Raw genomic sequence first — 25,234 nt, forward strand, 5'->3', positions numbered from 1 at the left:
ATCCCATGTATGCGACCCGCGTAAATCCCAAAACAATGTATGATAGCCTAGCGTTTGGCTTTTCGCATGGCGCATTGTCAGAAGGCACCCGATTGCTGTATCTTGCGGGGCAAGTGGCCTGGGACCGCAAAGCCGCGTTGGTGGGCACCGGTGGTCTGGCCGCGCACTCTGGCGACAGGCGACCCGATACCACCACAGAAGCAGTGTCGAAACCAAGATGCATTGTGTGAAATTACTCGGTCAGCGCCTCTCAGTACGCGACTTAGATCGTTAGGTTGCGGAGATCCAAATCCGTGCTGCCATCCTAAACGGCTTCACAGCGCTTGGCATACCAAGTACAGTCTCTGTAGGCTAAATCCGTCTGGGATAACGGGGAGATACGCCTCAGACCGATTTGTGCAACAAAGCCCTATTCAGTCGTCAATGATCCGTTTGGCTTGGAAACCGTTGTAATCTCATGCAAATCGACGGCCTCTTGTTTTAGGGACCGCCAGAGCCGTTCGATAAAAATATTGTCCATATAACGACCACAGCCATCCATCGAGATTTTGGCCTAAGCTTTGGTTGGGGTCGTGATCCAATTTGCACCCGTATATTGACTGCCCTGATCCGTATTCATGATCTCGGGCTTGCCATATTTGTCGGCTGCCAAAGAACAGACTTTGACCAGCGCAATCCGCTTTGATCCGGAAACAGCAAAATTAAGAGGGGAAATAAAGGGGAAATCGATTTCAATATGTAACTTGGAAACAATTACTTAAATAGAAGAACTGGCGGAGCGACAGGGATTCGAACCCTGGGAACCCTTTAGAGGCTCAACGGTTTTCGAAACCGTCCCGTTCGACCACTCCGGCATCGCTCCGCAGGGGTAGTTAAAAACAGCGTTAATCCCAGAGCATCAAGGCCGCAACTGCTTTTTGCACAACCTTTGATTTATTCAAATGAAAGTGACGCAGGTTTAATATGGCAGCGCATTGGCAAGATCCACAATCAGCTTTAGGATTGTTGAGCAGTCGTTATCTGAAGGTATCTATGTCCCATATTAGTATTGCAATTGCGAGCCTTTGTCTCGTGCTTCTTCCGGTTGCATCCTTTGCCAGTGAACGTACCGACAAACTGCTCACGACCATGGGGATGGAACGCATGATCGCGTTGATGCAACTTGAAGGTCAAAGTTATGCGGTCGAACTTGGCGACGAGATGCTGCCTGGCGGCTATTCGAACAGCTGGGGTGCGACGGTCGCGCGGATCTATGACACCGATGCGATGCAAACTGCGGTGAGACGCGGTTTTGCTGACGCATTGGCCGGTGTCGATATCAGCCCGCTCGAAGCGTTTTTTGAGACACCGGAAGTCACAACGATCATTAATCTCGAAATCTCCGCGCGCGAAGCCATGATGGACACATCGATTGAGGATGAAGCAAAGCAACAGTCGCGCGCTTATGAACGTGCAGGCGATGATGCATTCATTCGCGTGGACGAGTTTGTGAAAGCTGGAGATCTGCTAGAGGCGAACGTGGTTGGTGCGCTAAACTCCAACATGCAGTTCTATCGCGGTCTGGTGGATGGTGGCGCATTTCAGCTCAGCGAAGACCAAATTCTCGCCAATGTCTGGGAACAAGCAGAGGAAACCCGCTCTGAAACCCGCGATTGGCTCTATGCTTTCTTGATCATGGCTTACACGCCTTTGGCCCCCGGTCAATTAGAGGCTTATACAGAGCTCAGTAAAAGTCCTGAGGGCGCAGCCATGAATGCCGCGCTTTTTGAGGGGTTTGACATTATGTATTCCGGTATCAGCTACGCGCTGGGTCTAGCCGCTGCACGTGCAATGCAAATCGAGGATATTTAGCCGGGGATTTTCGTGAGAATTGCTTTAGCGGCCCCTGCAGGCGCATCGGTACGCCAAATCTCATCGCCAATGGCAAAAAAATCGGTAACGGGCGCAAAGGCCTGTAGTGCAGCGTCATCGATTGCGCCTTCGGCGACAATTGGCACTTCGATCACTTCGGACCACCACTGAAACAAATCATGCTCCGCACGCGCGCCATCACCAAGCGTATTTTCTCCGATCGGGCCGAAACTCACGTAGTCCGCACCTGCCTCACCGGCATTCATCCCGTCATGGCGTGAAGTGCCACAAAACGCACCGATAATAGCATCTTCACCAAGCATTTTACGGGTCTTGGCCACACGCCGCGCGCCATCACCAAGATGAACGCCATCAAGTCCAAGCTTTTCGACCAACAAAATATGCTCGTCAATGACCAACGCGACATCCCGCGCTTGGGTCACTCCACTCAAAGTATCAGCCGCGCGACAAATATCATCCTCATCCTGGCTTGCCAAAGCAATTCTTACACAAGCCATGTCCACGCTGTCCAAAACTTCAGCTAAAAGCTTCGGAAACACATCCAAATCAAACGCGGGTGGGGTGATCAAATATAACTGTGGCTGCTCGATATCGGACATAGATTAAGCTCATTCGTTCGCTGATTTTGCACGCTATACAATGCTTCGTTGCCTTTGGCTACTTAACAGACAATTCACCCTAAAAAATTATTCACCAGCCACTTCTTCCTATTTCGATAAATCTCCTGGGAGAGCGCGAGAGGGCCGGCCCTCTCGTTCCCGAATCTCCAAAAACTTGAAACCTCTTAACTCTGGGCCTATTACATCAAAACTCGTTGACAGGAGCAAAAAAATGCCAACCGAACAGCCACAACCCTGCTTCGTTCTGGTGCGCCCGCAAATGGGTGAAAACATCGGTGCAGCATCGCGTGCTATGTGGAATTTTTCGTTGGATCGGATGCGTCTTGTGGCTCCGCGCGATGGGTGGCCGAACCCCAAAGCTGTAGCTATGGCCAGCGGTGCGGGGCGCTTGCTCGACGAAGCGCAGCTATTTCAAACAACGGCTGAGGCAGTTGAGGATTGCTCTTACGTGTTCGCCACAACTGCGCGGCAACGTGGGCTTACGAAACCGGCATTCTCACCCGAGGGTGCGATGAAGTTAGCGGCCGGAAAAATTGCGCAGGGCGAAAAAGTCGCGGTGCTGTTCGGACCAGAACGAGCAGGGATGGAGAACGATGATATTGCGCGCGCGAACGCGATGATCAATGTGCCTGTGAACCCTAAATTTGGCTCTCTCAATCTCGCGCAATGTGTGCTGTTGATCGGGTATGAATGGCAACGTCAGGTTGGCAATATCACCCATGAGCGCACGGAAATGGCCAAGACCGTTTGGGCCTCGCAGGGTGAAACCGAAACACTGGCCAAACACTACGAGGATCGCCTCGACGATGCGGGTTTCTTTTTCCCTCCCGAAAAAGTTGAAAGCATGCAAGTGAACCTGCGCAATATGTGGTCGCGCATGCCCCTGACGCGTGCCGATGTGCAGATGCTGCACGGCGTCCTGCGACAAATGGTGCGTTGGAAGAACAAAGGCTAAAACAAATCAAGGCGCGCCCTTGAAGGGTAGGGGTTTGGAGCCTACATCTTCGATCAACCAACCTCCCGCAAAAGAGGCAGAGAATGATCAAGAAACGCAGCATTTTCGAAGAGGTCGAAACGGTTGAAAAAGTCGCGCCTGTGACCGGCGTTATTGATGCAGGCAAGCGCGGAGCTCGCAAAGGCATACGACTTTGGCTGATAATTCTATTCGCGCTGGTCGCGCTGATGATCCATGTGGGTGGCCTTACCCGTCTCACAGACAGCGGCTTGTCGATCACCGAATGGAAACCCGTCACAGGTGCAATGCCCCCGATCTCGGAGGCCGCATGGCAAAGTGAATTCGACAAATACCGCGAGATTCCCGAGTACAAACTGCAAAACCAGGGCATGTCATTGGCAGAGTTCCAATTCATCTATTGGTGGGAATGGGGGCATCGTCAGTTGGGCCGTGTCGTTGGGCTTGTTTGGGCCATCGGGTTCTTTGGCTTCTTGCTAACTCGCAATGTTCCAACAGGCTGGACCGGACGCTTACTCGGCATTGGCGTTTTGGGAGGCATTCAAGGGGCCGTTGGCTGGTGGATGGTGTCGTCCGGGCTGACGGGAAAGATGCTTGACGTAGCATCCTACCGCCTTGCAACACATCTTGGTTTGGCGTTTATTATCCTCGGCTTCATCGCGTGGTTCGTGTTCGATCTAAAATGTGAAGAACGCCAATTGATTCAATGTCGCCGCCATCGTGAAATGCGGCTCTATACTCTTACAACTTGGCTGACAGCCCTAGCATTCGTGCAAATCCTGCTTGGAGCATTGGTCGCTGGCATTGACGCAGGGCGAACCTATACAGATTGGCCATTGATGTCGGGTAGCTTTATTCCACCGTTTCCGTTTGATCTAGACCCCATTTGGCGCAATTTCTTTGAAAACGCGGGGCTCGTGCAATTCATGCATCGAATGGCGGGCTACGCGCTGCTTATCTTTGGCCTGATCCTGTGGCGTACTTCGCGACGTTCCCCAAATTCAGGTACGCGGGGGGCGTTTACGGTGGTGCTTGCGATGATGACACTACAAATGCTGCTTGGCATATTTACCGTCCTTTACGGCGCTCCGCTTGAAATTGCGATCATTCACCAAGTTGGTGCCGTGGCGCTATGGGTCATAATCCTGCGCGCCCGTTTTTATGTTGGCTATCCCGCTCCAGACACGTTGCGAGGAGCAGCATCATGAGTGCATATGACGATCTAATGGCCTTCCAGAAAGAAACCGAATCTTTGGGTCAAATCATGGGCCGATTGGGATGGGACCAAGAAACCACAATGCCGCGTGGGGCCGCGCCGCAACGGGCCGAAGAAATGGCCGCGCTTGAGGGTGTTTTGCATGCGCGCCGCACAGATCCACGCATCAATGATTGGCTGTCCAAAGCCCACACGCCAAGCGAAGTAAGTAAGGCCCAGCTAAGATTGATCACTCGCTCGTATGAGCGCGCCTCCAAGGTGCCTGCAGATCTTGCACAACGCTTGGCTAAACTGACGTCGGCGAGCCAAGGAATCTGGGCACAGGCGCGCGCCGATGAGGATGTGAATACCTTCTTGCCTACCTTGAAAGAGGTTGTCGCGCTGAAACGCGAAGAGGGTGCTGCATTGGCGGCAGGTGGCGACGTATATGACGCAATGCTGCAAGACTATGAGCCGGGCGCAAGTGCAGAAAGCCTCAGCGCGATGTTCGCGGCCCTGCGTCCGCGTCTTAGCACACTACGTAACAAAGTAATGGCGTCAGAGCAGCCTGCCGATCTCGAATTTGACTTTGACGAGGGCAAGCAAATGAAGCTGACGCGCAAGCTTGCCACGACTTTCGGCTACGACATTAGCCATGGGCGAGTCGACAAGGCGGTGCATCCGTTCTCCTCCGGCTCTGGCCTTGATGTGCGTATAACCACGCGCACCAGACTGCGCGATCCGTTCAATTGCCTCTATTCCACGATCCACGAGGTCGGCCATGCGTGCTATGAGCAGGGGATCAGCAATGATTATCTGCTCACGCCGCTTGGTAAGGGTGTGTCCATGGGCGTGCATGAAAGCCAAAGCCGGATCTATGAAAACCAACTTGGTCGCTCCCGTGCATTCTGTGGTTGGCTATATGGTCAGATGCGCGACACGTTTGGCGATTTTGGCGTGGCGAATGAAGACACGTTCTACCGCACCGTCAATAAATTGCGCCAAGGCTACATCCGCACGGAAGCGGATGAGGTACAGTATAACCTGCACGTGCTGCTGCGCTTCGATCTAGAACGCGCTTTGATCTCTGGCGATCTCGCTGTGGGTGATCTGGAAGCCGCTTGGAACGATCGTTTCGCGTCAGATTTCGGCTTTGCAGTGGATAAGCCATCGAACGGAGTTTTGCAGGATGTGCATTGGTCCGTTGGCCTGTTTGGCTACTTTGCAACCTATAGCTTGGGCAATGTGTATGCGGGCTGCCTTAATGAATCGATGCGGGCGGATTTGCCAAATCTGGACGACGCATTAGAGCAGGGGGATCCGTCCCAAGCAACGGATTGGCTGAATGAAGCCTTGCAACGCCACGGTGGATTGCGTGAACCGCGCGCAACGATTGCACATGCCTGTTCAGGCGTTGTGCCAAGTGAAGGGCCATTGTTAAACTACTTAGAACGTAAGTTTTCTAATTTTTGAGGATCCATGCGTGCAGAACAACAAAAGTTTTGACAAAAAACCAGAGAGAAAGGCGGCATACAGGTTTTTGGTCAAAAAGAGAGTTGGATGTATTACTTTTTATCGCGCGCCGCTTTTTCGTCTTTGGTCAACGTCTGGTTCCACACGTTCTTGGAAATCCCAAGCTCGGGCTTCATTGGCTTAGTTACGCCTTTCTTGACCTCGCCACCCTTCTTCAGAAACGCCTGAATAAGCGCGTCATCGGTGTTGTTTTTAGGTACTTGTTTCATCTAAGTTCCTTTTACTCAACTCTCCGCTGCCTTCTCCTAGCTCATCATCGCCTTGATCTGCAATCCAGGCTACGGAGACGACGCTTTCGTTTTTGCCCGTGTTAAACACTTTCACACCGCCAGCTGAACGTGAACGGAAGGAAATTCCCTCAACAGGCACGCGGATTGATTGGCCCTTCGAGGTAGCGAGCATGATTTGATCGTCCAGCTCTACAGGGAAGGAAGCCACGACTTCACCGCCGCGCATCGCCTTGTCCATCGCCGTGACGCCCATGCCGCCGCGCCCGCGTAGAGGGTAATCATGAGAAGAGGACAATTTGCCCGCACCGCCACTGGTGATGGTCAGGATAAGGTTTTCAATCGCGGACATTTCTGCGTAGCGTTCTTGGGTTATCTGACTGTTTGCGTCACCCTCTTCCTCATCGGGCAGCTCCGCATCATCCGCGAGACCAGCCATAGCACGACGCATCTTGAGGTAGGCCGCGCGCTCGTCTGAGGTTGCTTCGAAGCGGCGAATGACCGACATCGACACAACCGTGTCTTTGCCTTGCAGCTTGATCCCGCGCACACCCGTTGAGGCGCGCGAGTTGAAAACACGCACGTCCGTTGCGCGGAATCGAATGGCACGGCCGGAGTTCGTAACCAGCATCACGTCGTCATCATTGCTGGCTATGCGTACATCAATCAGCGTAGTGCCTTCATGCTCGCCCTCGAACTTCATCGCGATCTTTCCGTTGCGCATGACGTTGGTGAAATCGGATAGCTTGTTGCGACGCACTGTGCCCGCAGATGTCGCAAAGACCACTTGCAGATCGTCCCAATCTTTTTCATCGCGATCCACTGGCATAATAGCCGCAATAGAGACACCTGTTGGGATCGGCAGGATATTCACAATCGCCTTGCCCTTGGCGGTACGTCCCCCAAGAGGGAGGCGCCATGTTTTGAGTTTGTAGCTCATCCCGTCTGTCGTGAAGAACAAGAGCTGCGTGTGTGTATTGGCGACGAACAACGTGGTAATCACGTCCTCATCTTTGGTCTGCATACCAGCAACACCCTTGCCACCACGACGCTGTGCGCGGAAATCGATGAGCGGTGTACGTTTGATGTAGCCGCCGGAAGTGATGGTGACGACCATATCTTCGCGCTCAATCAGGTCTTCGTCTTCCATGTCGCCGGACCAATCAACGATCTCTGTGCGTCGGGGCACTGCGAATTTTTCGCGCACTTCGGATAGCTCGTCGCGGATGATCGCCATAATACGATCCCGTGAGCCAAGAATCTCGAGGTATTCCCGGATCTTGCTCGCGAGCAGCTTCAGCTCATCCGTAACTTCCTTGACGCCAATCTGGGTCAAACGCTGTAGACGCAGTTCAAGTATGGCGCGGGCCTGTGTTTCAGACAGGTTATAGGTGCCGTCGTCGTTCATCTTATGGGTCGGATCATCGATTAGGTTGATGTATTCCGCGATCTCCATTGCAGGCCAACGGCGCGTCATCAGCTTTTCGCGTGCTTCACCGGCATCTGCAGAAGAGCGTATCGTTGCGACGACTTCGTCTACATTGGTAACGGCAACAGCGAGGCCACAGAGAATATGGCTCCGCTCACGTGCTTTACGTAGCTCATAGGCGGTACGCCTTGCAACAACATCTTCTCGGAAGTCTATGAAACTAGTGAGAAATCTACGAAGTGTCAAAGTTTCAGGACGACCACCGTTCAGCGCGAGCATGTTGCAGCCGAAATAGGTTTGCATCGAGGTGAAACGGAACAATTGGTTCAGCACGACCTCTGGGGTCGCATCGCGTTTCAGCTCCACCACGACACGCACACCATTGCGGTCGCTTTCGTCCTGAACATGAGTGACGCCTTCGATCTTTTTCTCGCGCACTTGCTCCGCGATTTTTTCGATCATCGTGGACTTGTTCACCTGATAAGGAATCTCGTCTATAACGATGGCGTAGCGGTCTTTGCGGATTTCTTCGACGCGGGTCTTTGAGCGGATCACAACAGAGCCACGACCCTCAAGATAGGCTTTACGCGCGCCAGAGCGGCCAAGCATCAAGCCGCCTGTGGGGAAGTCAGGACCAGGCACATACTCGATCAGTTCTTCCGTCGTGAGATCAGGATTTTCAATCAATGCAAGCGTCGCTGTAACCACTTCGCCAAGGTTGTGCGGCGGAATATTTGTGGCCATGCCGACGGCAATACCGCCAGCACCATTGACCAACATGTTCGGATAGCGAGCTGGAAGGACTGTCGGTTCTCGGTCTTTCCCGTCGTAGTTATCCTGAAAATCTACCGTTTCCTTGCCTATATCGGATAAAAGGAATGCAGCGGGTTTGTCCATGCGGACTTCAGTGTATCGCATGGCAGCGGCGTTATCACCGTCCATAGAACCGAAGTTACCCTGACCATCAAGCAAAGGCAGCGACATCGAGAAGTCTTGCGCCATACGCACCAGTGCATCGTAGATAGCACTATCACCGTGGGGGTGATATTTACCCATCACGTCTCCAACGGCACGGGCGGACTTGCGATAACTCTTCTCATGGGTGTTGCCCGCTTCATGCATTGCATAGAGGATGCGGCGGTGCACAGGTTTTAGGCCATCGCGTAGGTCGGGAATCGCTCTGCTGACGATCACAGACATAGCATAATCAAGATAGGAGGTTTTCATCTCCTGAGTGATCGAAATGGATGGGCCTGTGTATGCCGAAACAGAAGACGGCTTTTCGTCTGCGTTTTCAGGAATTTCTGGTGTGTCGTTCACGTGAACTTTCCCGCCTTATCACTGCTAACTCATTTTGGCTGAGCCGCTATATAATGTTAGTTCATGAGTATCAGAAACATGATGTGGGGTGCAATGGGGAGGGTGTCTAAAAGTGTTCAAGCGGGTTCATTTTGGAGTATTTCGTTCCCTTAATCGTAACACCCAGCTTCAGGCCGGCTTGGCCGAAAATAATGCTGATAACGGGGGCAGAATTCGTGGTGGTCGAGGTGTTGAAATTTTGACCGTCATCAAGGATCGCCGCTTCTACGTCTGCGCCAAGTTCCCAGCCGTCACTCGCGCGAAAATTGGTGAGCGCGTCCTCTGTCATAAAGAATAACACATGTGCGTATTGGTTGGCACCGAGCTGCACACCCCAGTTTGCCTTGATCGTGTTGTAATACTCAACAGATACGCCGCCAACGCGCAAAGCACCGCGTCCAAAGCCGCCACCAAATCCAAGACCCGCCTCTGTTATTAAAGGCATAACCAACATGCCCGCAGAGCGCGCGGCCAAGGATCGCGTTTTGCCGTAGGTCGCAAACATTTCTGCAAGGGTGGAATCCACTCGGGCGTCCAAGCGGACGGTAGCCGTGTTGCCGTTGATGCGGTCGCAGCCACTCAGCGCCACTACACTGCCAGCCAATCCAGAAAGCGCGAACGCGCGACGAGAAAATGACGTCATGGGGAATCCTGATTTTTGCCTCATCGTCCCAGCTCTTGCGGCTGGAGTTACCAGGACGCTAGCGAATGAGTGAGCAAAAGTCATGTCACAGTTAAGTGCGCAAGCAAAAATTAGTTTAGATTGTTACCCATTTGCCAGAATTTCAGCAACGCGCGGCGCGAAATAACTTAAAACACCATCGCAACCAGCACGTTTAAAGCACATCAGGCTTTCCATCATCACGCGTTCGCCATCGATCCAGCCGTTTTGCGCTGCCGCTTCGATCATCGCATATTCACCGCTGACTTGGTAGGCGTAGGTTGGCACACCAAAGCTGTCTTTCACGCGGCGGCAAATATCGAGGTAGGGCATGCCAGGCTTGACCATCACCATATCCGCGCCTTCTTGAAGGTCACGCTGGATCAGGCGGATCGCTTCGTCAGAGTTGGCAGGGTTCATTTGGTAGGTTTTCTTGTCACCCTGCAAAGCTCCAGACGCACCAATCGCATCACGGAATGGGCCATAGTAAGCGGAGAGATATTTTGCTGCATAGCTCAAGATCATCACGTCTTGATGCCCTTCGACCTCCAAGGCACTACGCATCGCGCCGATGCGACCATCCATCATATCGGACGGGCCAATGATATCGGCACCAGCCTCGGCCTGCGCGAGGGTCATTTTTACAAGCGCCTCGATCGTGCGATCGTTGACGATGATGCCATCTTCGACAAATCCATCGTGGCCGTTGATGTTATAAGGATCGAGCGCCACATCGGTCATCACCGCAATATCAGGGGCGGCGTCCTTGATGGCACGGGTTGCTTGATTGCTGAGGTTGTTAGGGTTCCAGGCCTCTGCGCAGTCTTCTGTTTTGAGGCTGTTATCGGTGTATGGAAACAGGCAAATCGCGGGAATACCAAGGCTTTGCGCGTATTTAGCCGCCACTGCAATCTTGTCCACTGAACGACGCATTACACCTGGCATAGAGCCAATCGGCTCTTCGATTCCTTTGCCATCGCGCACAAAGATGGGCCAGATCAAATCAGTAGGACTCAGGAGGTTTTCTTGCGTGAGCCCGCGCAAGGCCGATGTGCGGCGTGCCCTACGAAAACGGGCTGCGGGAAAGGCGGCGACGGTCGGGGTCATCAGGCTTGGCATGGGCGTCCTATTTGAAACTATTGCTCGCACAAGACTTGCCACGCACATCGCCTCAGAACAAGGCTGGGAATTACATAAAAGGCGAGCTATAGGGCACTAACACATGCTTAGCCCCGCGAGAGTTGTTTTGGAACTGACAGACGCCCTTTTTGAACTCATTGATATGCGTTCGTTTTCAAACCTTTGGTTCTGGATTGCGTTTGCTGTGATGTGGTCAACTGCCTCGCATTGGGTGCTGGGCGTACCGTATAATTTGGTGATGCGCGCGCGGCGTGACGGGGGCAGGGCTGTTGCGGATGTGAAAGATATGGTGCGCATCAATGTGGAACGCTTGCTCTATATCGGGCGCAGGTCTGGTCTCTGGCTTGCGGGGTGGACCTGTTTCTTGCTGACGGGGCTTGGATTGCTCGGGTTTGTCTATTGGATAGAGCTTGCGCAAGCCTTGTTCTTGCTGCTGTTGCCAATGACCTTCGTCGGTTTAATGAGCCTGAACACTGCGCGTGTTATCCGCGATACTAAGGCTTCGGGTGAAATGCTTTATAAACGTTTGTGCCGACATAGAGTGCTCGTTCAGATCATTGGAATGGTGTCTATCTTCGTGACTGCTATGTGGGGCATGTACACCAATCTTGCGCTTGGTCCTTTTGGGTTTTGACGTGGACGGCTCAAGGACAAAATTTCCTTTATGAAACCTGCTTCCCATACGACCGTTTCGGGCGCGCCCGAAGGTTTTGACGCGCAGCTGATCTTGCGCGAGATAGAGGCCAGCGATGGCCCTGTGTGCCATATTGCGCGCGACGACAAACGCTTGGTGGCAATGCAGGCCGCGTTGCGTTTCTTTGCGCCAGACATGCCCGTGGTCGTTTTTCCTGGTTGGGATTGCTTGCCTTATGATCGGGTCTCGCCCAACGCGGATATTTCTTCGGTGCGCATGGCAACACTGGCAGCGCTCGTGCATGGAATGCCAAAACGTTTTGTCTTACTCACAACTTTGGGGGCCGCCACACAGCGGATTCCAGCGCGTAAGATCCTGCGCGAAGCCGCGTTTTCTGCACAGGTGGGTGGCCGCGTTGATGAAAAAGCATTGCGTAATTTTTTAGTACGTATGGGATTTGTGCAAAGTCCAACAGTGATGGAACCGGGTGATTATGCAGTGCGTGGCGGGATCATTGATATCTTTCCTCCGGGCGAACAGGGCCCGATCCGGCTTGATCTGTTTGGCGACATCTTGGATGGCGCACGTCGGTTTGATCCTGCGACCCAGCGCACCACAGAAAAGTTGGAGTTGATCGAACTCGCTCCTGTCTCCGAGGTGATTTTGGATGATGAGGCGATCACGCGGTTTCGCCAGAATTATCGCATCGAGTTTGGCGCTGCCGGCACGGATGATCCGCTCTATGAGGCGGTCAGTGCTGGGCGAAAACATCAAGGTGTTGAGCACTGGATGCCTTTCTTTCACGAAGAACTTGAAACGCTCTTCGACTATCTGCCTAAGGCAAGCATTACCTGTGACGATGCCCTGACGCCTGCGCGCATTGCACGTTGGGAAAGCGTGGCAGATCAATATGAAACCCGCAAAATCGCGATGTCTGCGAAAAAACGTATGGATTCAGTCTATAAGCCTGCACCTGCTGAGTTGCTTTATCTCGATGAAGAAGCGTGGGACGCTGTGATGGCGGATCGCCGTGTGATCCAATTTAGCGCCTTGCCGCAAGCTGTGGGGCTTGGGATGACTGATGTATCTGGGCGGATCGGGCGGAACTTTGCGCCAGAGCGTCAACAAGAAAGCATCAGCCTTTTCTCGGCTTTGGCCGCGCATATTAAATTAAAGATGACCCAAGGACCGGTCGTCATCGCATCTTACTCAGAAGGTGCACGTGAACGCCTTATAGGTTTGATCGAAGACGAAGGCCTAGCGGAGACTATCGCCGTGCGCGATGCGAAGGGCGTTGGGAAACGCGGATTGCATTTGGCTGTGTGGGCGCTTGAGCATGGGTTTGAAACACCGGATATGACGGTGATTTCAGAGCAGGATGTTCTTGGGGATCGCCTTATCCGGGGTGCGAAAAAGCGCAAGAAGGCGGCGAATTTCCTGACGGAAACCCAGAGCCTCAACCCCGGTGATTTGGTCGTGCATGTAGATCACGGAATTGGGCGCTATCAGGGGCTTGAGGTGATCACTGCCGCAGGGGCTGCGCATGAGTGTATCCTGCTTGACTATGCGGAAAATGCGCGATTGTATCTGCCTGTCGAAAATATTGAATTGCTTAGCAAATATGGTCATGAAGAAGGTCTTTTAGACCGTCTTGGTAGCGGGGCGTGGCAGAGCAAAAAGGCCAAGCTGAAGGAACGCATTCGCGAGATGGCCGACAAGCTTATTCGCGTTGCGGCCGAACGTGCGCTGCGCCGTGCACCGATCATGGAGCCACCCCCCGGCATGTGGGACGCTTTCTCTGCGCGCTTCCCCTATCAAGAGACCGACGATCAGTTGGGTGCGATTGGCGATGTGCTGGCTGATATGGGCTCTGGTCAACCCATGGACCGCCTTGTGTGCGGTGATGTTGGCTTTGGTAAAACCGAGATCGCGATGCGTGCCGCGTTTATTGCTGCGATGTCCGGCGTTCAGGTGGCTATCATTGCGCCGACCACCTTGCTGGCGCGCCAACACTACAAGAGCTTTGCCGAGCGATTTCGTGGTTTTCCCATTGAAGTTAGACCCTTATCACGTTTCGTGACGACTAAGGACGCCGAAAAAACCCGCAACTGCATGGCCGATGGCACTGTTGATATTGTCGTCGGCACCCATGCGTTACTCGCTAAAAATACCAAGTTTAACAATCTTGGTTTGCTGATCATTGATGAAGAGCAGCATTTTGGCGTTGGTCATAAAGAGCGTCTCAAAGAGCTGCGCACTGATATTCATGTTCTTACGTTGACCGCGACGCCGATCCCCCGAACGCTGCAATTGAGCCTGTCTGGCGTGCGCGATCTTTCGATCATCGGCACGCCGCCCGTCGATCGCTTGGCCATCCGCACTTATGTCAGCGAATTTGATGCGGTCACGCTGCGCGAGGCGCTTTTGCGCGAGCATTATCGCGGGGGGCAGTCCTTTTATGTCGTGCCAAGGATTTCAGATCTACCCGAGATTGAGGCGTTCCTGAGAGAGCAACTGCCCGAATTGTCCTATATGGTCGCGCATGGTCAGATGGCGGCAGGTGAACTTGATGATCGCATGAACGCATTTTATGACGGCAAATATGATGTGCTGCTGGCGACCACGATTGTGGAAAGCGGGCTTGATATCCCGACGGCTAACACGATGATCGTGCACCGCGCAGAAATGTTTGGTTTGGCGCAACTCTATCAGATCAGGGGCCGCGTGGGTCGTTCCAAAACGCGCGCCTATGCCTATTTGACAACAAAACCACGCACCAAATTGACCACAACCGCAGAGAAACGTTTGCGCGTTTTGGGATCACTCGACACGCTTGGAGCAGGGTTCACACTGGCCTCGCAGGATCTCGATATTCGTGGGGCTGGCAATTTGTTGGGTGAAGAGCAATCGGGCCAAATGCGTGATGTGGGGTATGAGTTGTACCAATCCATGTTGGAAGACGCGATTGCGCAGATCCGTTCAGGTGAGATGGATGGCCTGTCCGTCAATGATGATCAATGGGCGCCGCAGATCAATCTGGGCGTGCCCGTGTTGATCCCTGAGGACTATGTGCCTGATCTTGATGTGCGTTTGGGCCTCTATCGTCGCTTGTCATCGCTTACGACCAAAGTTGAATTGGAAGGTTTTGCCGCTGAATTGATTGACCGTTTTGGCAAACTGCCCAAAGCGGTGAATACGCTAATGTTGGTCGTGCGAATTAAAGCGATGTGTAAGAAAGCTGGAGTCGCGAAATTGGACGGCGGGCCAAAGGGTGCGACTGTACAGTTCCATAATGATAAGTTTGCGTCACCGGAAGGTTTGGTCAGCTTTATTCAAAGTCAAAAAGGTCAAGCCAAGGTCCGCGATAATAAGATTGTGGTGCTGCGCGATTGGAAGACGGATGTTGATAAGATCAAAGGCGCATTTGCGATTGCGCGCGATCTTGCGGAACATGCGGGTGCGATCAAACGTCGAGTGGGGTAGCGAATTTCTTGAAAATTCGTTTTGCCTCCGGTGAGGATGTTTCTGGAGATAGGAAGCGTTTAATTTTTGAACCATGCTTTGATTTGAGGCGCAAGCCAGGTCCAAAGCGTCGGTGCGCCCTTGGCGACTTTAGACCCAACTCGGCTCTCAATTGTTTCATAGGTCACGCCGTAGTCGGTCCAGCTGCCGCCATTGGATATCAGGTTCTGATTTGGCGGCTGAAAGCGATCGAGCGATTTTGCGAAGATCGCGTCCGGTGTTTGTGCTGCTTCGAATTCATTCCAAATAGCGCGCAGTTCTTCGTTTTGATCGTCCGGAAGTAGACCAAAAATGCGATCTGCGGCTTTAGCTTCCTTCACTTCCATGGCTGAAATATCGTGATCGCCAAATATCGGCGCGTCGCCTGCATCGATTTCGACCAGATCATGCAGCAAAAGCATTTTGATAACGCGATTGATATCAACGCTCTCTGGCGCATGTTCACCGAGGGTTAAAGCATAGAGCGCGATGTGCCAGCTGTGTTCGCCCGAGTTTTCATGACGTGACCCGTCGCAGAGTGTCGTCGCACGCAGGACTGATTTCAGCTTGTCCGCTTCGTTTAGAAACGCCATTTGCGCATCGAGACGTGTGTTCATTTACTGTCCAGCTTGGCTGCTGCGGCATTGATACGTGAATCGAGCAATTTGCATGCGCGTATGATTGACATACGCACACGGGCCGCTGTCCTAAAGGCTTCTGCAACTGTCGTTGAAAAACTTGCGAGGTTGTTGCCTATATCGACAATCAATTCCTCTTCCCCCAAAGCTGTCGCCGTTTCGATTGCATCAACAGCCAAGTCGTGGGCCAGTATGCCATTGATAGCACTCATATGGGCAGCTCCTTTAGCGTGTTGTCTCCGTTAGGCGGCGTTTCACATAGGTTGAGACGTTGCCAATCATTGTATCCATTTGATCTTCCTCGGAGAAGAAGTGGCCAGCGCCATCAAGCTCTTGGTGGGTGATTGTGATGCCTTTTTGCTCGTGCAACTTGTTGACAAGGCTTACCGTGTCCGCAGGTGGGGCTACGCGATCCGCAGTACCATTGATCACAAGACCAGAGGCCGGGCAGGGTGCGAGAAAGCTGAAGTCATACATATTCGCAGGCGGGCTGACAGAGATGAAGCCCGTGATTTCAGGGCGGCGCATCAAAAGCTGCATGCCAATCCAAGCGCCGAAAGAGAAACCCGCAACCCAGCAATGTTTGGAATTGTTGTTCATCGATTGCAAATAATCGAGCGCAGAGGCCGCATCAGACAATTCGCCAATACCTTGATCGTATTCGCCTTGCGAACGACCCACACCACGAAAGTTAAACCGCAGGACCGTAAAGCCCATGTTGTAGAACGCATAGTGCAGATTGTAGACGACCTTGTTGTTCATCGTCCCGCCAAATTGTGGATGGGGGTGCAGCACGATGGCGATCGGCGCGTCCTTTTCCTTTTGCGGGTGATAACGGCCCTCTAAGCGACCTTCGGGACCTGGGAAAATAACCTCGGGCATGTATCGTAAACTCCTGCGGTAAGTGCGTCTGACGTCATTCTTGACGAACACTTCATAGCACTTTAGAACCATTCTAAGTTGAGCAAGGCTCGACCTCCGTCACGCATCTAGGCAATGCCTGCGCGAAGGTCAATCTTTTCAGTGCGTTTACGTATGTGTAAGCGCGTAAAGTGAACTATATCGGGGCATTGTCATGAAGTTATCGACAAAGGGGCGCTATGCGATGGTTGCTTTGGCGGATATCGCACTTCAAAGCGGCGAAACGCTGGTAACTTTGGGTGATATTTCAAAACGTCAGAATATTTCGCTGCCCTACCTTGAGCAATTGTTCGTGAAACTGCGCCGTGCCAAGCTTGTTGAGTCTGTACGCGGGCCTGGGGGCGGATACCGTTTGGCGAATGTGCCCTCAGAAATCCGTGTGCTCGATGTGCTTGGTGCGGTCGATGAGACAGTGGATGCGATGCACAAGGGGGCCGGGGCCTCTGGTGGCAGTTCAGGCAGCCGTGCGCAATCGATGACCAATCGTTTGTGGGAAGGGTTGAGTGCGAATGTGTATGTATATCTGCATCAAACACGCCTATCAGATGTGGTGACCAATGGCCTCGCGCCTTGCCCCGCAGTGCCTACACTCTTTGATATCGTGGATGAATAGATGAGCCGGATCTATTTGGATCATAACGCGACGGCACCACTGCGCGCTGAGGCGAAGGCTGCGATGATCTCAGCGATGGAATCTGCCGGCAATCCGTCTTCTGTACATGCCGAGGGGCGCGCGGCGAAGTCGATAGTAGAAAATGCGCGTGCGCAAGTCGCCAGTGCCTTTGGTGCGGATGGTGCTGATATTGTCTTTACCTCTGGTGCCACGGAAGCTGCGGGTTTAGCCTGTTTCGGGCGTGATTTATCCAGTGCGATGGTTGAGCATGACGCGGTTTTGAGCTGGACCTCAGGTGGGTTGGGCGTTGATTCTAAGGGCGCCGTTAAAATTAACAACCCCGGCAAGAGTGCTTTGCAGTTAGCGAATTCTGAAACGGGCGTTGTGCAGGATCTTGTCGATGGAATTGCCGTCTCTGATATGACGCAGGCCTTTGGCAAGCAGCCTGTCGCGTTCAATTGGTCCGGCGCGGATATGGCGCTTATTTCGGCGCATAAACTTGGTGGGCCCAAAGGTATTGGTGCGCTGGTTCTAAAGCGCGGTTTTGATGTGCAAGCGCAAATCAAAGGTGGCGGTCAGGAAATGGGGCGGCGCTCTGGCACCGAAAACATAGTCGGTATCGCTGGTTTCGGGGCGGCCGCGGAGGCGGCGCAACGTGATTTAGAGCAGGGTGTTTGGAATAAAGTTGAGAAACTTAGAAACATTCTAGAAAGTGCTATTGCAGATCGCGCTAAACACACTATTTTTGTCGGGAAAGAAGCTGTGCGCCTGCCAAATACATCTTGCATTTTGACCCCGTCTTGGAAGGGCGAGACACAAGTCATGCAAATGGATCTGGCGGGATTTGCAATTTCGGCGGGCTCTGCCTGCTCAAGTGGAAAAGTCAAAGCCAGCGGTGTTTTGATGGCGATGGGATACACTGAGCCGGACGCAGCTTGCGCGATACGGGTCTCTTTGGGGCCTGAGACGACAGAACAACAGGTGCTGGCTTTCGCGGATGCGTGGCTGGCACAACATGAGAAATTTCGCGCACGTAACGCGTGAGTAAGTCTAAGAACTGGAGGCCGGCATGGCAGCACTGGATAATGGGACCGAGACTGGCGTCAAAGAGGGCGTAGATCAGGAAACCGTCAATGCGGTGCGCGAGGTTGGCGGAGCGTATAAGTACGGTTGGTCCACTGACATCGAAATGGAGTATGCGCCAAAGGGTCTCAATGAAGACATCGTGCGTTTGATTTCCTCGAAGAACGATGAGCCTGAGTGGATGCTGGAGTGGCGCCTTGAAGCCTATCGCCGTTGGTTGGCCAAAACAGAACCCGCTTGGGCGATGGTCGATTACCCTGAGATCGATTTTCAGGATCAGTACTATTACGCACGCCCCAAAAGTATGGCCGTGAAGCCAAAGTCCTTGGATGAGGTGGACCCGAAATTGCTCGCCACTTACGCTAAGCTTGGCATCCCGTTGAAAGAACAGATGATCCTTGCTGGTGTTGAAGGCGCAGAAGATATTGACGCGGAAGCCCCACGCAAAGTCGCTGTAGATGCGGTGTTTGACAGTGTATCAGTCGGCACAACCTTTCAGGACGAGCTGAAAAAGGCAGGCGTGATCTTCTGTTCCATCTCGGAAGCGATCAAAGAACATCCTGAATTGGTGAAAAAATATCTTGGCACAGTCGTGCCCGTCTCTGACAACTACTATGCGACGCTAAATTCAGCAGTCTTTTCCGACGGATCCTTTGTCTACATTCCGCCGGGCGTGCGCTGCCCGATGGAGCTGTCCACGTATTTTCGTATCAACGCGGAGAACACGGGCCAATTCGAGCGTACGTTGATCATCGCCGATAAGGGCAGCTATGTAAGCTACTTGGAAGGTTGCACCGCACCCATGCGCGATGAATCCCAGTTGCATGCTGCTGTGGTCGAAATCATCATCGAAGAAGATGCTGAAGTGAAATACTCCACCGTGCAAAACTGGTACCCGGGGGATGAAAACGGCAAGGGCGGTATTTACAACTTTGTGACCAAACGGGCGGATTGCCGTGGTGATCGGGCCAAAGTGATGTGGACGCAGGTCGAAACAGGCTCTGCGGTGACGTGGAAATACCCAAGCTGCATCCTGCGCGGCAACGAGAGCCAAGGTGAGTTTTATTCCATTGCCATCGCCAACAACATGCAACAGGCCGACACAGGCACTAAGATGATCCATCTTGGCAAAGACACCAAGTCGCGTATCGTTTCCAAGGGTATTTCAGCGGGTAAAGCGCAAAACACCTACCGTGGGCTTGTTTCCATGCACCCGAAAGCGAAGGACGCGCGCAATTTCACGCAGTGCGACAGTCTTCTGATCGGCGATCAATGTGGCGCGCATACTGTGCCTTATATCGAGGTTAAGAATAACTCCGCACGGGTCGAGCATGAGGCTACAACATCAAAAGTCGATGATGAGCAGTTGTTCTACTGCCGGCAGCGCGGCATTGGCGAAGAGGATGCGGTTGCATTGGTTGTGAACGGATTTTGCAAAGAGGTGTTGCAAGCGTTGCCAATGGAATTCGCGATGGAAGCGCAACAATTGGTGGCGATTTCGCTCGAAGGGTCTGTGGGCTAAAGCATGAGCAAACGCGCGGTCCTTTCAGCTGTGATCACCGGCGGTTTTTGCGCGGTATTTGCCGTGCTCTTTACAATGCTTGGCATGCTGATTTCATTGGTGCCGGGTGTGTTTATTGCGTTCGTGTTGGGTTTTCTTGGATCGCTTTGTGCTAGTTATGTGATGAGAGCGAGCAAGTGACTCAAGTCATTTCCATAGACCGTCCAGAGTTGACCATGCCAGACGGAGAAACTGCGCATTTACGTGCGGCTTACGGTGCGGCAGATACCATTTTGGAATTTGGAGTTGGTGGCTCGACTGTCATGGTGGCTGAAATGGTGGGAAAGACAATCACATCTGTTGAGACAGATCAGTTCCGGGTGGACTCCTTGAACGAGTGGTTTGAACACAACCCAGCGAGAAGTAAGCCCGATATCATTTGGGCAAACATTGGTCCGACCAAAGCATGGGGGCGCCCAAAGACCGAAAATCACTGGAAAGATTATGCAAAATATCCTTTAGAGATCTGGTCGTTAGAGGGCTTACCTGATCCAGATGTCGTGCTCGTTGACGGCCGTTTTCGCGCCGGATGCATACTCGCAACCGCATTTCAAACACGCAAACCTACGCGGGTCTTCGTCGATGATTATGAACATCGCCCAAGCTATCACGCAGTAGAAAAAATCGTAGGCGCACCGCGCCTGATAGGCCGCATGGCCGAATTTGAGATAACCGCGACGCCGATCCCAGCAAGTCACTTGCCCGAGATCATCACACTCATGCAGGACCCGTATTAGGGCCGCAAACTGAACTAAACGAGGACGCAAAAATGCTGAATATCAATAACTTGCACGTTTCTCTTGAAGAAGAAGACAAGCAAATCCTCAAGGGCGTCGATTTGACGGTTGAGGCTGGAAAAGTCCATGCGATCATGGGTCCAAACGGCTCTGGCAAGTCAACGCTGTCTTATGTGCTCTCTGGCAAGGAGGGTTATGAAGTGACCGAAGGAAGTGCGGATTTGCTGGGTGAAGATCTTCTTGAGATCGACCCTGAGGAACGCGCAGCGCTTGGTTTGTTTTTGGCATTTCAATACCCTGTAGAAATTCCCGGGGTAGGCAACATGACCTTCTTGAGAACAGCGGTAAATTCCCAGCGAAAAGCACGCGGTGAAGACGAAATGAGCGCATCCGAGTTCCTTAAAGTCGTGCGCGAGCGTGCGAAATCATTGAAGATCGACGCTGATATGTTGAAGCGTCCGGTCAATGTTGGCTTTTCTGGTGGCGAGAAAAAGCGCAACGAAATCCTTCAGATGGCAATGCTTGAGCCAAAGATGTGCATCTTGGACGAGACGGATTCTGGCTTGGATGTTGATGCCATGAAGCTGGTGGCTGAGGGCGTGAACGCGTTGCGAAACGAAGGCCGCGGATTCCTTGTGATTACGCACTATCAACGCCTGCTGGATCATATCAAACCGGACGTCGTTCACATCATGGCCAATGGTCGTATTGTGAAAACTGGTGGGCCGGAGCTGGCATTGGAAGTTGAGCAAAACGGCTACGCGGATATTTTGGCAGAGGTGGCGTAAATGGCCTTAGCACAAGTAAAGATAGAGGCGACAGAAGAGCGTTTGAACACGCTTGATATGCCGCAAGAGGGCTGGAGCACCGCTGCGCGTGAGGATGCTTTGATGCGTCTGCGCAGTATGGGTTTGCCGTCGCGGCGCGATGAGTATTGGAAGTACACCCGCCCAGACACATTGGTTCAGCCTACAGCGCCGGATGCAGCGGTGCTTCATACGGACGAGGTGCCTGTCTTTGACGCTTTGGGACGTTTGAAAATCGTCTTTGTCGACGGTGTTTTCAGCGCTGACGAATCTGATGACCTTACACTAGAAGGTGTCACGATTGAGCGTCTTGCGGGTGCGACAGCTGATATCCACTGGGCCAAGGGTCTTTACGGTGTTTTGGAAAACAACGGTCAAAACCCTGTTGAACGTCCGCTTGCTGCGTTAAACACGGCTTATGCTACTGATGGCGTGTTGATCCATGTAACTGGTACGCCGAGTAAGCCTATTAATCTGATTTACCGTCATATTTCAAATTCTTCTGATGCGATCCTTCACCATGTTCTCAAGATTGACAAGGGTGCGGAAGTGACCATTTTAGAGAACGGTCCCGCGGCAGCACGCTTCAACAAGTGTATGGAGATCGACGTCGCAGATGGCGCGAAGTTCCACCATGTGCGTGCACAAGGCCGCGATCATGAGCGCCGCGCGGCGACGCATATTTTCGCACGCCTCGGAACTGAATCCAGCTTCAAGAGCTTCACGCTCACTGCGAATGGCGTGATGACGCGCAATGAGTGCGTGATCGAGCTGACGGGCGATGATGCACATGCAACTGTTGCAGGTGCCGCGCTTGGAGACGGCGACTTTCATCATGACGATACGGTTTTCATTACTCATGATGCGGTGAATTGTGAAAGCCGTCAGGTCTTTAAGAAGGTCCTTCGCAATGGCGCGACGGGTGTTTTCCAAGGTAAAATCCTAGTGAAATCTGGTGCACAAAAGACCGATGGTTATCAGATCAGCCAATCGCTTTTGCTGGATGAAGATAGTCAATTTCTCGCTAAGCCAGAGTTGGAAATCTATGCCGATGATGTGGCTTGCTCACACGGGTCCACCTCTGGTGCGATTGATGAGGAGGCGCTGTTTTATCTGCGCTCGCGCGGGGTTCCCGTTGGTGAAGCGACAGATATGCTGACTTTGTCGTTCCTTGCGGAAGCGGTTGAGGAGATCGAACACAGCACGCTCGCGGAAGAAATTAACGAGCGCCTCGCGGCTTGGCTGGCGCGACGTCGCGGCTGATGTCTGTCACCACTGACATCGTGTCTACCTACAAAGGACCGCGCCTTGTTTTGGCGCGGCTTTTCGCCATGGGTGAACGCGAAGCCTTTGCTTTGATTGTTATTATTGGTGCCTGCATCGTCGCTTTCGTCTCGCGTTGGCCCGGTCTTGCGCGCCAGGCCCATGAAAGTGGTGCAGAGCTTAACGCCTTGCTCGGTGGGGCCCTTATGGCGTGGATCATGGCACCTTTGCTGTTCTACGCAATCGCAGCCATCGCTCATATCCTAGCGATGATCGTTGGTGGTAAAGGCACTTGGTATCGCGCGCGCCTTGCTTTGTTCTGGGCGCTACTTGCGGCCAGCCCATTGCAATTGCTGTGGGGTTTGGTGGAAGGCTTCATCGGTAAAGGACTCGAGTGGCAAATCGTTGGTGTCGTTTGGTTTGCGGTGTTCGTCTGGTTCTGGATTGCAGGCATGTTTGAAGCCGAAAGGGCGGATTGATGTTGAATGCATTTATAAATCTGACGATGGGCACGCTGTCGCAACCACGTGAAGCGGCGGCTGAAATCCTTTCGATCAGACCCAACCGCTCCGTGATGTGGATCGCCTTGGTGCTCGCCGTGCTGCTCAACACGATGGTGTATCAGATTTCGCTTTTCGCTTCACCACCGCAGGTTGCGCTACCGGTCATTTTTTCTTCGCCAATCATCTTTGCGATCTTGATCGGCTCTGGCTTAGCTTTAAGTATCTATTCAATCACGTATGCAGGCCGGATTATTGGCGGGTGCGCGGTATTGGATGATGTCATGGCTTTGCTGATCTGGCTGCAATTCTTGCGCTTTGCAGTGCAATTGGCGGCCTTTTTGTTGATGCCGATCATTCCGGGCATTGCGGGTCTTTTGGTCCTATGTGCAACGCTTTACGGGATGTGGTTGTTGTTACAATTCGTCGATGTGGCGCATGGATTTGAAAACCTGTTCACCAGCTTCTGTGCACTCATTCTATCCGGCCTTGGTATTATGCTAGGCCTTGCGATCTTGCTGTCCTTGCTGGGCGTGCAAAATATGGGACTGACACCTTATGTTTGATGTAGAGACGGTCCGCGCCGATTTTCCAATTCTGTCGCGTGAGGTGAATGGCAAGCCGTTGATCTATCTCGACAGCGGTGCGTCCGCGCAAAAGCCGCAGGTTGTGATCGACGCAATCACGCGCGCTTACGCGGAAGAATACGCGAATGTGCATCGAGGGTTGCACTATCTCAGCAATCTCGCAACGGACAAATATGAAGCCGTGCGCACCACGATTGCCAAATTCCTGAACGTCGCTGATCCGGAGCAGATCGTGTTCAATTCGGGGACGACCGAGGGGATCAACAGTGTCGCTTACGGTTGGGCTATGCCTAATCTGCAAGCGGGGGATGAAATCATCCTCTCCGTGATGGAGCATCATGCTAATATTGTGCCATGGCATTTTCTGCGCGAACGGCAGGGAGCAGTGATCAAATGGGTGGATGTTGACGCTAATGGCGATCTTGATCCACAGGCCGTGATTGATGCTATGGGACCGCGCACCAAACTGGTGGCTGTCACGCATATGTCGAATGTTCTCGGTACTGTGGTGGATGTGAAAACGATCACCGAGGCCGCGCATGAGCGGGGGGTTGCAGTCCTTGTAGATGGCTCGCAAGCGGCGGTCCATATGCCGGTTAACGTTGATGATATCGGCTGTGATTTCTACGCGATCACGGGTCATAAACTATACGGACCATCCGGTTCTGGCGCGATATTCATGAAGCGTGGACGCATGGCAGAGATGCGTCCCTTTATTGGCGGCGGTGATATGATCCGCGAAGTCAGCAAAGACGCAGTCAGCTACAATGATCCACCGATGATGTTCGAAGCCGGCACGCCGGGTATCGTGCAAATGATCGGTCTGGGCGTTGCACTGGATTATATGATGTGCCTTGGTATGGAGGCGATTGCCGCCCATGAGGTGGATCTGCGCGATTATGCGCAGAGCAAACTTCGTGGTCTCAACTGGATCAATGTGCAGGGTAATTCCGCGAGCAAAGGCGCGATCTTCAGCTTCACCATGGAAGGTGCCGCGCATGCGCATGATATCTCCACCATCCTCGACAAAAAGGGCGTTGCGGTCCGCGCCGGCCAACATTGTGCGGGTCCGCTGATGGAGTTTTTGGATGAAACTGCGACCTGCCGCGCGTCATTTGCGATGTACAACACGCGCGCAGATGTGGATGCACTGGTCGATGCGTTGGAATTGGCGCACGACCTGTTCGGCTAGCGCTATTCTTTAACCATGAATCCGCCAGGCATCAGGGATGAGCTGGTTTTACCATGAAAGATGCCAATGGCTTCGGTGCCACCAATTTTGCCACGTAACGTGCCGGAAATATCGCGATAGTTCACAGTGCCAGCGAGGTTTTAATCGTCGAATCTGCCATTCACTGTGAGTATATCGTCGTCGGATGTT

The 25,234-nt window shown here is 52.8% G+C and carries 25 protein-coding genes, 1 tRNA gene and 2 pseudogenes; 18 read left to right on the plus strand and 10 right to left on the minus strand.

Annotation, left to right across the window (positions count from 1 at the left end; translation table 11 throughout):
• Window positions 1-5 precede the first annotated feature (5 nt).
• Window positions 6-230 (plus strand): hypothetical protein, encoded by a 225-nt coding sequence (locus QZ280_RS11285; protein WP_293444166.1) that lies wholly within the window; start codon window positions 6-8, stop codon window positions 228-230.
• A pseudogene (locus QZ280_RS11290) lies at window positions 149-355 on the plus strand (IS5/IS1182 family transposase); the annotation flags it as partial. The gene QZ280_RS11285 and the pseudogene QZ280_RS11290, both read left to right, overlap by 82 nt.
• Before the next feature lie 102 nt (window positions 356-457).
• Here the strand turns inward: QZ280_RS11290 and QZ280_RS11295 are convergent.
• A pseudogene (locus QZ280_RS11295) lies at window positions 458-640 on the minus strand (IS3 family transposase); the annotation flags it as partial.
• Between the two features lie 131 nt (window positions 641-771).
• A tRNA-Ser gene (locus QZ280_RS11300) sits at window positions 772-862 on the minus strand.
• Window positions 863-1,032: 170 nt separating this feature from the next.
• Here QZ280_RS11300 and QZ280_RS11305 point away from each other — a divergent pair.
• A complete protein-coding gene (locus tag QZ280_RS11305) occupies window positions 1,033-1,851 on the plus strand; it encodes a hypothetical protein (RefSeq protein WP_293444169.1) in 819 nt (272 codons plus the stop codon).
• Here QZ280_RS11305 and QZ280_RS11310 read toward each other — a convergent pair.
• Window positions 1,848-2,471, minus strand: a complete 624-nt coding sequence (locus tag QZ280_RS11310) for a thiamine phosphate synthase (RefSeq protein WP_293444171.1) — start codon at window positions 2,469-2,471, stop codon at window positions 1,848-1,850. The genes QZ280_RS11305 and QZ280_RS11310 overlap by 4 nt on opposite strands.
• 232 nt (window positions 2,472-2,703) lie before the next feature.
• Between QZ280_RS11310 and QZ280_RS11315 the strand changes: the two genes are divergently transcribed.
• From QZ280_RS11315 to QZ280_RS11325, 3 genes are all read left to right on the plus strand, one after another.
• Entirely contained in the window at window positions 2,704-3,447 is a 744-nt protein-coding gene (locus QZ280_RS11315) for an RNA methyltransferase (protein WP_293444174.1), read from the plus strand.
• Between the two features lie 83 nt (window positions 3,448-3,530).
• Complete coding sequence (gene ctaA, locus QZ280_RS11320; protein ID WP_293444176.1) at window positions 3,531-4,673, plus strand: heme A synthase; 1,143 nt, start codon at window positions 3,531-3,533, stop codon at window positions 4,671-4,673.
• Window positions 4,670-6,133 (plus strand): carboxypeptidase M32, encoded by a 1,464-nt coding sequence (locus QZ280_RS11325; RefSeq protein WP_293444179.1) that lies wholly within the window; start codon window positions 4,670-4,672, stop codon window positions 6,131-6,133. The genes ctaA and QZ280_RS11325 overlap by 4 nt, the downstream gene beginning before the upstream one ends.
• 92 nt (window positions 6,134-6,225) lie before the next feature.
• Here the strand turns inward: QZ280_RS11325 and QZ280_RS11330 are convergent, their stop codons facing one another.
• The 4 genes from QZ280_RS11330 to hemB form a co-directional block, all read right to left on the minus strand.
• A complete protein-coding gene (locus QZ280_RS11330; RefSeq protein ID WP_293444181.1) occupies window positions 6,226-6,402 on the minus strand; it encodes a hypothetical protein in 177 nt (58 codons plus the stop codon).
• Window positions 6,386-9,169: a DNA gyrase subunit A gene (gyrA, locus tag QZ280_RS11335; RefSeq protein WP_293444184.1), complete on the minus strand. Its 2,784-nt coding sequence runs from the start codon at window positions 9,167-9,169 to the stop codon at window positions 6,386-6,388. The genes QZ280_RS11330 and gyrA overlap by 17 nt, the downstream gene beginning before the upstream one ends.
• A gap of 106 nt (window positions 9,170-9,275) precedes the next feature.
• A complete protein-coding gene (locus QZ280_RS11340) occupies window positions 9,276-9,851 on the minus strand; it encodes a YSC84-related protein (protein WP_293444186.1) in 576 nt (191 codons plus the stop codon).
• 123 nt (window positions 9,852-9,974) lie between these two features.
• Window positions 9,975-10,976, minus strand: coding sequence for a porphobilinogen synthase (gene hemB, locus QZ280_RS11345; protein WP_293445160.1), 1,002 nt, complete (start codon window positions 10,974-10,976; stop codon window positions 9,975-9,977).
• A gap of 115 nt (window positions 10,977-11,091) precedes the next feature.
• On the opposite strand from hemB, the gene QZ280_RS11350 reads away from it, so the two are divergent.
• Both QZ280_RS11350 and mfd read left to right on the plus strand, forming a co-directional pair.
• A complete protein-coding gene (locus tag QZ280_RS11350) occupies window positions 11,092-11,643 on the plus strand; it encodes a component of SufBCD complex (protein ID WP_293444189.1) in 552 nt (183 codons plus the stop codon).
• A 30-nt stretch (window positions 11,644-11,673) separates the two neighbouring features.
• On the plus strand, window positions 11,674-15,126 hold the full coding sequence (mfd, locus tag QZ280_RS11355) for a transcription-repair coupling factor (protein WP_293444192.1): 3,453 nt from the start codon (window positions 11,674-11,676) through the stop codon (window positions 15,124-15,126).
• 59 nt (window positions 15,127-15,185) lie between these two features.
• Here mfd and QZ280_RS11360 read toward each other — a convergent pair whose 3' ends face one another.
• The 3 genes from QZ280_RS11360 to QZ280_RS11370 are packed head-to-tail and all read right to left on the minus strand — an operon-like array spanning window position 15,186 to window position 16,664.
• Window positions 15,186-15,761, minus strand: a complete 576-nt coding sequence (locus QZ280_RS11360; RefSeq protein ID WP_293444195.1) for an HD domain-containing protein — start codon at window positions 15,759-15,761, stop codon at window positions 15,186-15,188.
• The gene (locus QZ280_RS11365; protein WP_293444198.1) at window positions 15,758-15,994 is read right to left on the minus strand and encodes a hypothetical protein; all 237 of its coding nucleotides are present in this window, start codon (window positions 15,992-15,994) and stop codon (window positions 15,758-15,760) included. Before QZ280_RS11365 ends, QZ280_RS11360 begins: the two co-directional genes overlap by 4 nt.
• Before the next feature lie 13 nt (window positions 15,995-16,007).
• The gene (locus QZ280_RS11370; protein WP_293444201.1) at window positions 16,008-16,664 is read right to left on the minus strand and encodes an alpha/beta hydrolase; all 657 of its coding nucleotides are present in this window, start codon (window positions 16,662-16,664) and stop codon (window positions 16,008-16,010) included.
• A 193-nt stretch (window positions 16,665-16,857) separates the two neighbouring features.
• On the opposite strand from QZ280_RS11370, the gene QZ280_RS11375 reads away from it, so the two are divergent.
• The 10 genes from QZ280_RS11375 to QZ280_RS11420 are packed head-to-tail and all read left to right on the plus strand — an operon-like array spanning window position 16,858 to window position 25,045.
• Window positions 16,858-17,316 carry an Rrf2 family transcriptional regulator gene (locus QZ280_RS11375; RefSeq protein ID WP_293444204.1) on the plus strand — a complete coding sequence of 153 codons (459 nt, stop codon included), beginning with the start codon at window positions 16,858-16,860 and terminating at the stop codon, window positions 17,314-17,316.
• On the plus strand, window positions 17,317-18,360 hold the full coding sequence (locus QZ280_RS11380; RefSeq protein ID WP_293444207.1) for an aminotransferase class V-fold PLP-dependent enzyme: 1,044 nt from the start codon (window positions 17,317-17,319) through the stop codon (window positions 18,358-18,360).
• A gap of 25 nt (window positions 18,361-18,385) precedes the next feature.
• The gene (sufB, locus tag QZ280_RS11385) at window positions 18,386-19,921 is read left to right on the plus strand and encodes a Fe-S cluster assembly protein SufB (RefSeq protein WP_293444210.1); all 1,536 of its coding nucleotides are present in this window, start codon (window positions 18,386-18,388) and stop codon (window positions 19,919-19,921) included.
• A gap of 3 nt (window positions 19,922-19,924) precedes the next feature.
• Window positions 19,925-20,101, plus strand: a complete 177-nt coding sequence (locus tag QZ280_RS11390) for a hypothetical protein (RefSeq protein WP_293444213.1) — start codon at window positions 19,925-19,927, stop codon at window positions 20,099-20,101.
• Window positions 20,098-20,697 carry a hypothetical protein gene (locus tag QZ280_RS11395; protein WP_293444216.1) on the plus strand — a complete coding sequence of 200 codons (600 nt, stop codon included), beginning with the start codon at window positions 20,098-20,100 and terminating at the stop codon, window positions 20,695-20,697. The genes QZ280_RS11390 and QZ280_RS11395 overlap by 4 nt, the downstream gene beginning before the upstream one ends.
• A gap of 32 nt (window positions 20,698-20,729) precedes the next feature.
• Complete coding sequence (sufC, locus tag QZ280_RS11400) at window positions 20,730-21,485, plus strand: Fe-S cluster assembly ATPase SufC (protein ID WP_293444219.1); 756 nt, start codon at window positions 20,730-20,732, stop codon at window positions 21,483-21,485.
• On the plus strand, window positions 21,486-22,766 hold the full coding sequence (gene sufD, locus QZ280_RS11405; RefSeq protein ID WP_293444222.1) for a Fe-S cluster assembly protein SufD: 1,281 nt from the start codon (window positions 21,486-21,488) through the stop codon (window positions 22,764-22,766).
• Window positions 22,766-23,245 carry a YIP1 family protein gene (locus tag QZ280_RS11410; RefSeq protein ID WP_293444224.1) on the plus strand — a complete coding sequence of 160 codons (480 nt, stop codon included), beginning with the start codon at window positions 22,766-22,768 and terminating at the stop codon, window positions 23,243-23,245. The genes sufD and QZ280_RS11410 overlap by 1 nt, the downstream gene beginning before the upstream one ends.
• Entirely contained in the window at window positions 23,245-23,832 is a 588-nt protein-coding gene (locus QZ280_RS11415) for a YIP1 family protein (RefSeq protein WP_293444226.1), read from the plus strand. Before QZ280_RS11410 ends, QZ280_RS11415 begins: the two co-directional genes overlap by 1 nt.
• Entirely contained in the window at window positions 23,825-25,045 is a 1,221-nt protein-coding gene (locus QZ280_RS11420) for a cysteine desulfurase (RefSeq protein ID WP_293444229.1), read from the plus strand. The genes QZ280_RS11415 and QZ280_RS11420 overlap by 8 nt, the downstream gene beginning before the upstream one ends.
• Window positions 25,046-25,234 lie beyond the last annotated feature (189 nt).

Origin of the sequence: Planktotalea sp., from assembly GCF_018607995.1 — a bacterium.
GTDB lineage: Bacteria > Pseudomonadota > Alphaproteobacteria > Rhodobacterales > Rhodobacteraceae > Planktotalea.

Bases quoted from the DNA above. Each gene is read 5' to 3' on its own strand.
- sufB (WP_293444210.1), top strand. From the start codon at position 18,386: ATGGCAGCACTGGATAATGGGACCGAGACTGGCGTCAAAGAGGGCGTA.
- ctaA (WP_293444176.1), top strand. From the start codon at position 3,531: ATGATCAAGAAACGCAGCATTTTCGAAGAGGTCGAAACGGTTGAAAAA.
- QZ280_RS11390 (WP_293444213.1), top strand. From the start codon at position 19,925: ATGAGCAAACGCGCGGTCCTTTCAGCTGTGATCACCGGCGGTTTTTGC.
- QZ280_RS11415 (WP_293444226.1), top strand. From the start codon at position 23,245: ATGTTGAATGCATTTATAAATCTGACGATGGGCACGCTGTCGCAACCA.
- mfd (WP_293444192.1), top strand. From the start codon at position 11,674: ATGAAACCTGCTTCCCATACGACCGTTTCGGGCGCGCCCGAAGGTTTT.
- QZ280_RS11285 (WP_293444166.1), top strand. From the start codon at position 6: ATGTATGCGACCCGCGTAAATCCCAAAACAATGTATGATAGCCTAGCG.
- QZ280_RS11360 (WP_293444195.1), bottom strand. From the start codon at position 15,761: ATGAACACACGTCTCGATGCGCAAATGGCGTTTCTAAACGAAGCGGAC.
- QZ280_RS11375 (WP_293444204.1), top strand. From the start codon at position 16,858: ATGAAGTTATCGACAAAGGGGCGCTATGCGATGGTTGCTTTGGCGGAT.
- QZ280_RS11315 (WP_293444174.1), top strand. From the start codon at position 2,704: ATGCCAACCGAACAGCCACAACCCTGCTTCGTTCTGGTGCGCCCGCAA.
- QZ280_RS11340 (WP_293444186.1), bottom strand. From the start codon at position 9,851: ATGACGTCATTTTCTCGTCGCGCGTTCGCGCTTTCTGGATTGGCTGGC.
- QZ280_RS11305 (WP_293444169.1), top strand. From the start codon at position 1,033: ATGTCCCATATTAGTATTGCAATTGCGAGCCTTTGTCTCGTGCTTCTT.
- QZ280_RS11370 (WP_293444201.1), bottom strand. From the start codon at position 16,664: ATGCCCGAGGTTATTTTCCCAGGTCCCGAAGGTCGCTTAGAGGGCCGT.
- QZ280_RS11325 (WP_293444179.1), top strand. From the start codon at position 4,670: ATGAGTGCATATGACGATCTAATGGCCTTCCAGAAAGAAACCGAATCT.
- QZ280_RS11410 (WP_293444224.1), top strand. From the start codon at position 22,766: ATGTCTGTCACCACTGACATCGTGTCTACCTACAAAGGACCGCGCCTT.
- QZ280_RS11310 (WP_293444171.1), bottom strand. From the start codon at position 2,471: ATGTCCGATATCGAGCAGCCACAGTTATATTTGATCACCCCACCCGCG.
- sufC (WP_293444219.1), top strand. From the start codon at position 20,730: ATGCTGAATATCAATAACTTGCACGTTTCTCTTGAAGAAGAAGACAAG.
- QZ280_RS11350 (WP_293444189.1), top strand. From the start codon at position 11,092: ATGCTTAGCCCCGCGAGAGTTGTTTTGGAACTGACAGACGCCCTTTTT.
- QZ280_RS11365 (WP_293444198.1), bottom strand. From the start codon at position 15,994: ATGAGTGCTATCAATGGCATACTGGCCCACGACTTGGCTGTTGATGCA.
- QZ280_RS11420 (WP_293444229.1), top strand. From the start codon at position 23,825: ATGTTTGATGTAGAGACGGTCCGCGCCGATTTTCCAATTCTGTCGCGT.
- QZ280_RS11330 (WP_293444181.1), bottom strand. From the start codon at position 6,402: ATGAAACAAGTACCTAAAAACAACACCGATGACGCGCTTATTCAGGCG.
- hemB (WP_293445160.1), bottom strand. From the start codon at position 10,976: ATGACCCCGACCGTCGCCGCCTTTCCCGCAGCCCGTTTTCGTAGGGCA.
- QZ280_RS11380 (WP_293444207.1), top strand. From the start codon at position 17,317: ATGAGCCGGATCTATTTGGATCATAACGCGACGGCACCACTGCGCGCT.
- sufD (WP_293444222.1), top strand. From the start codon at position 21,486: ATGGCCTTAGCACAAGTAAAGATAGAGGCGACAGAAGAGCGTTTGAAC.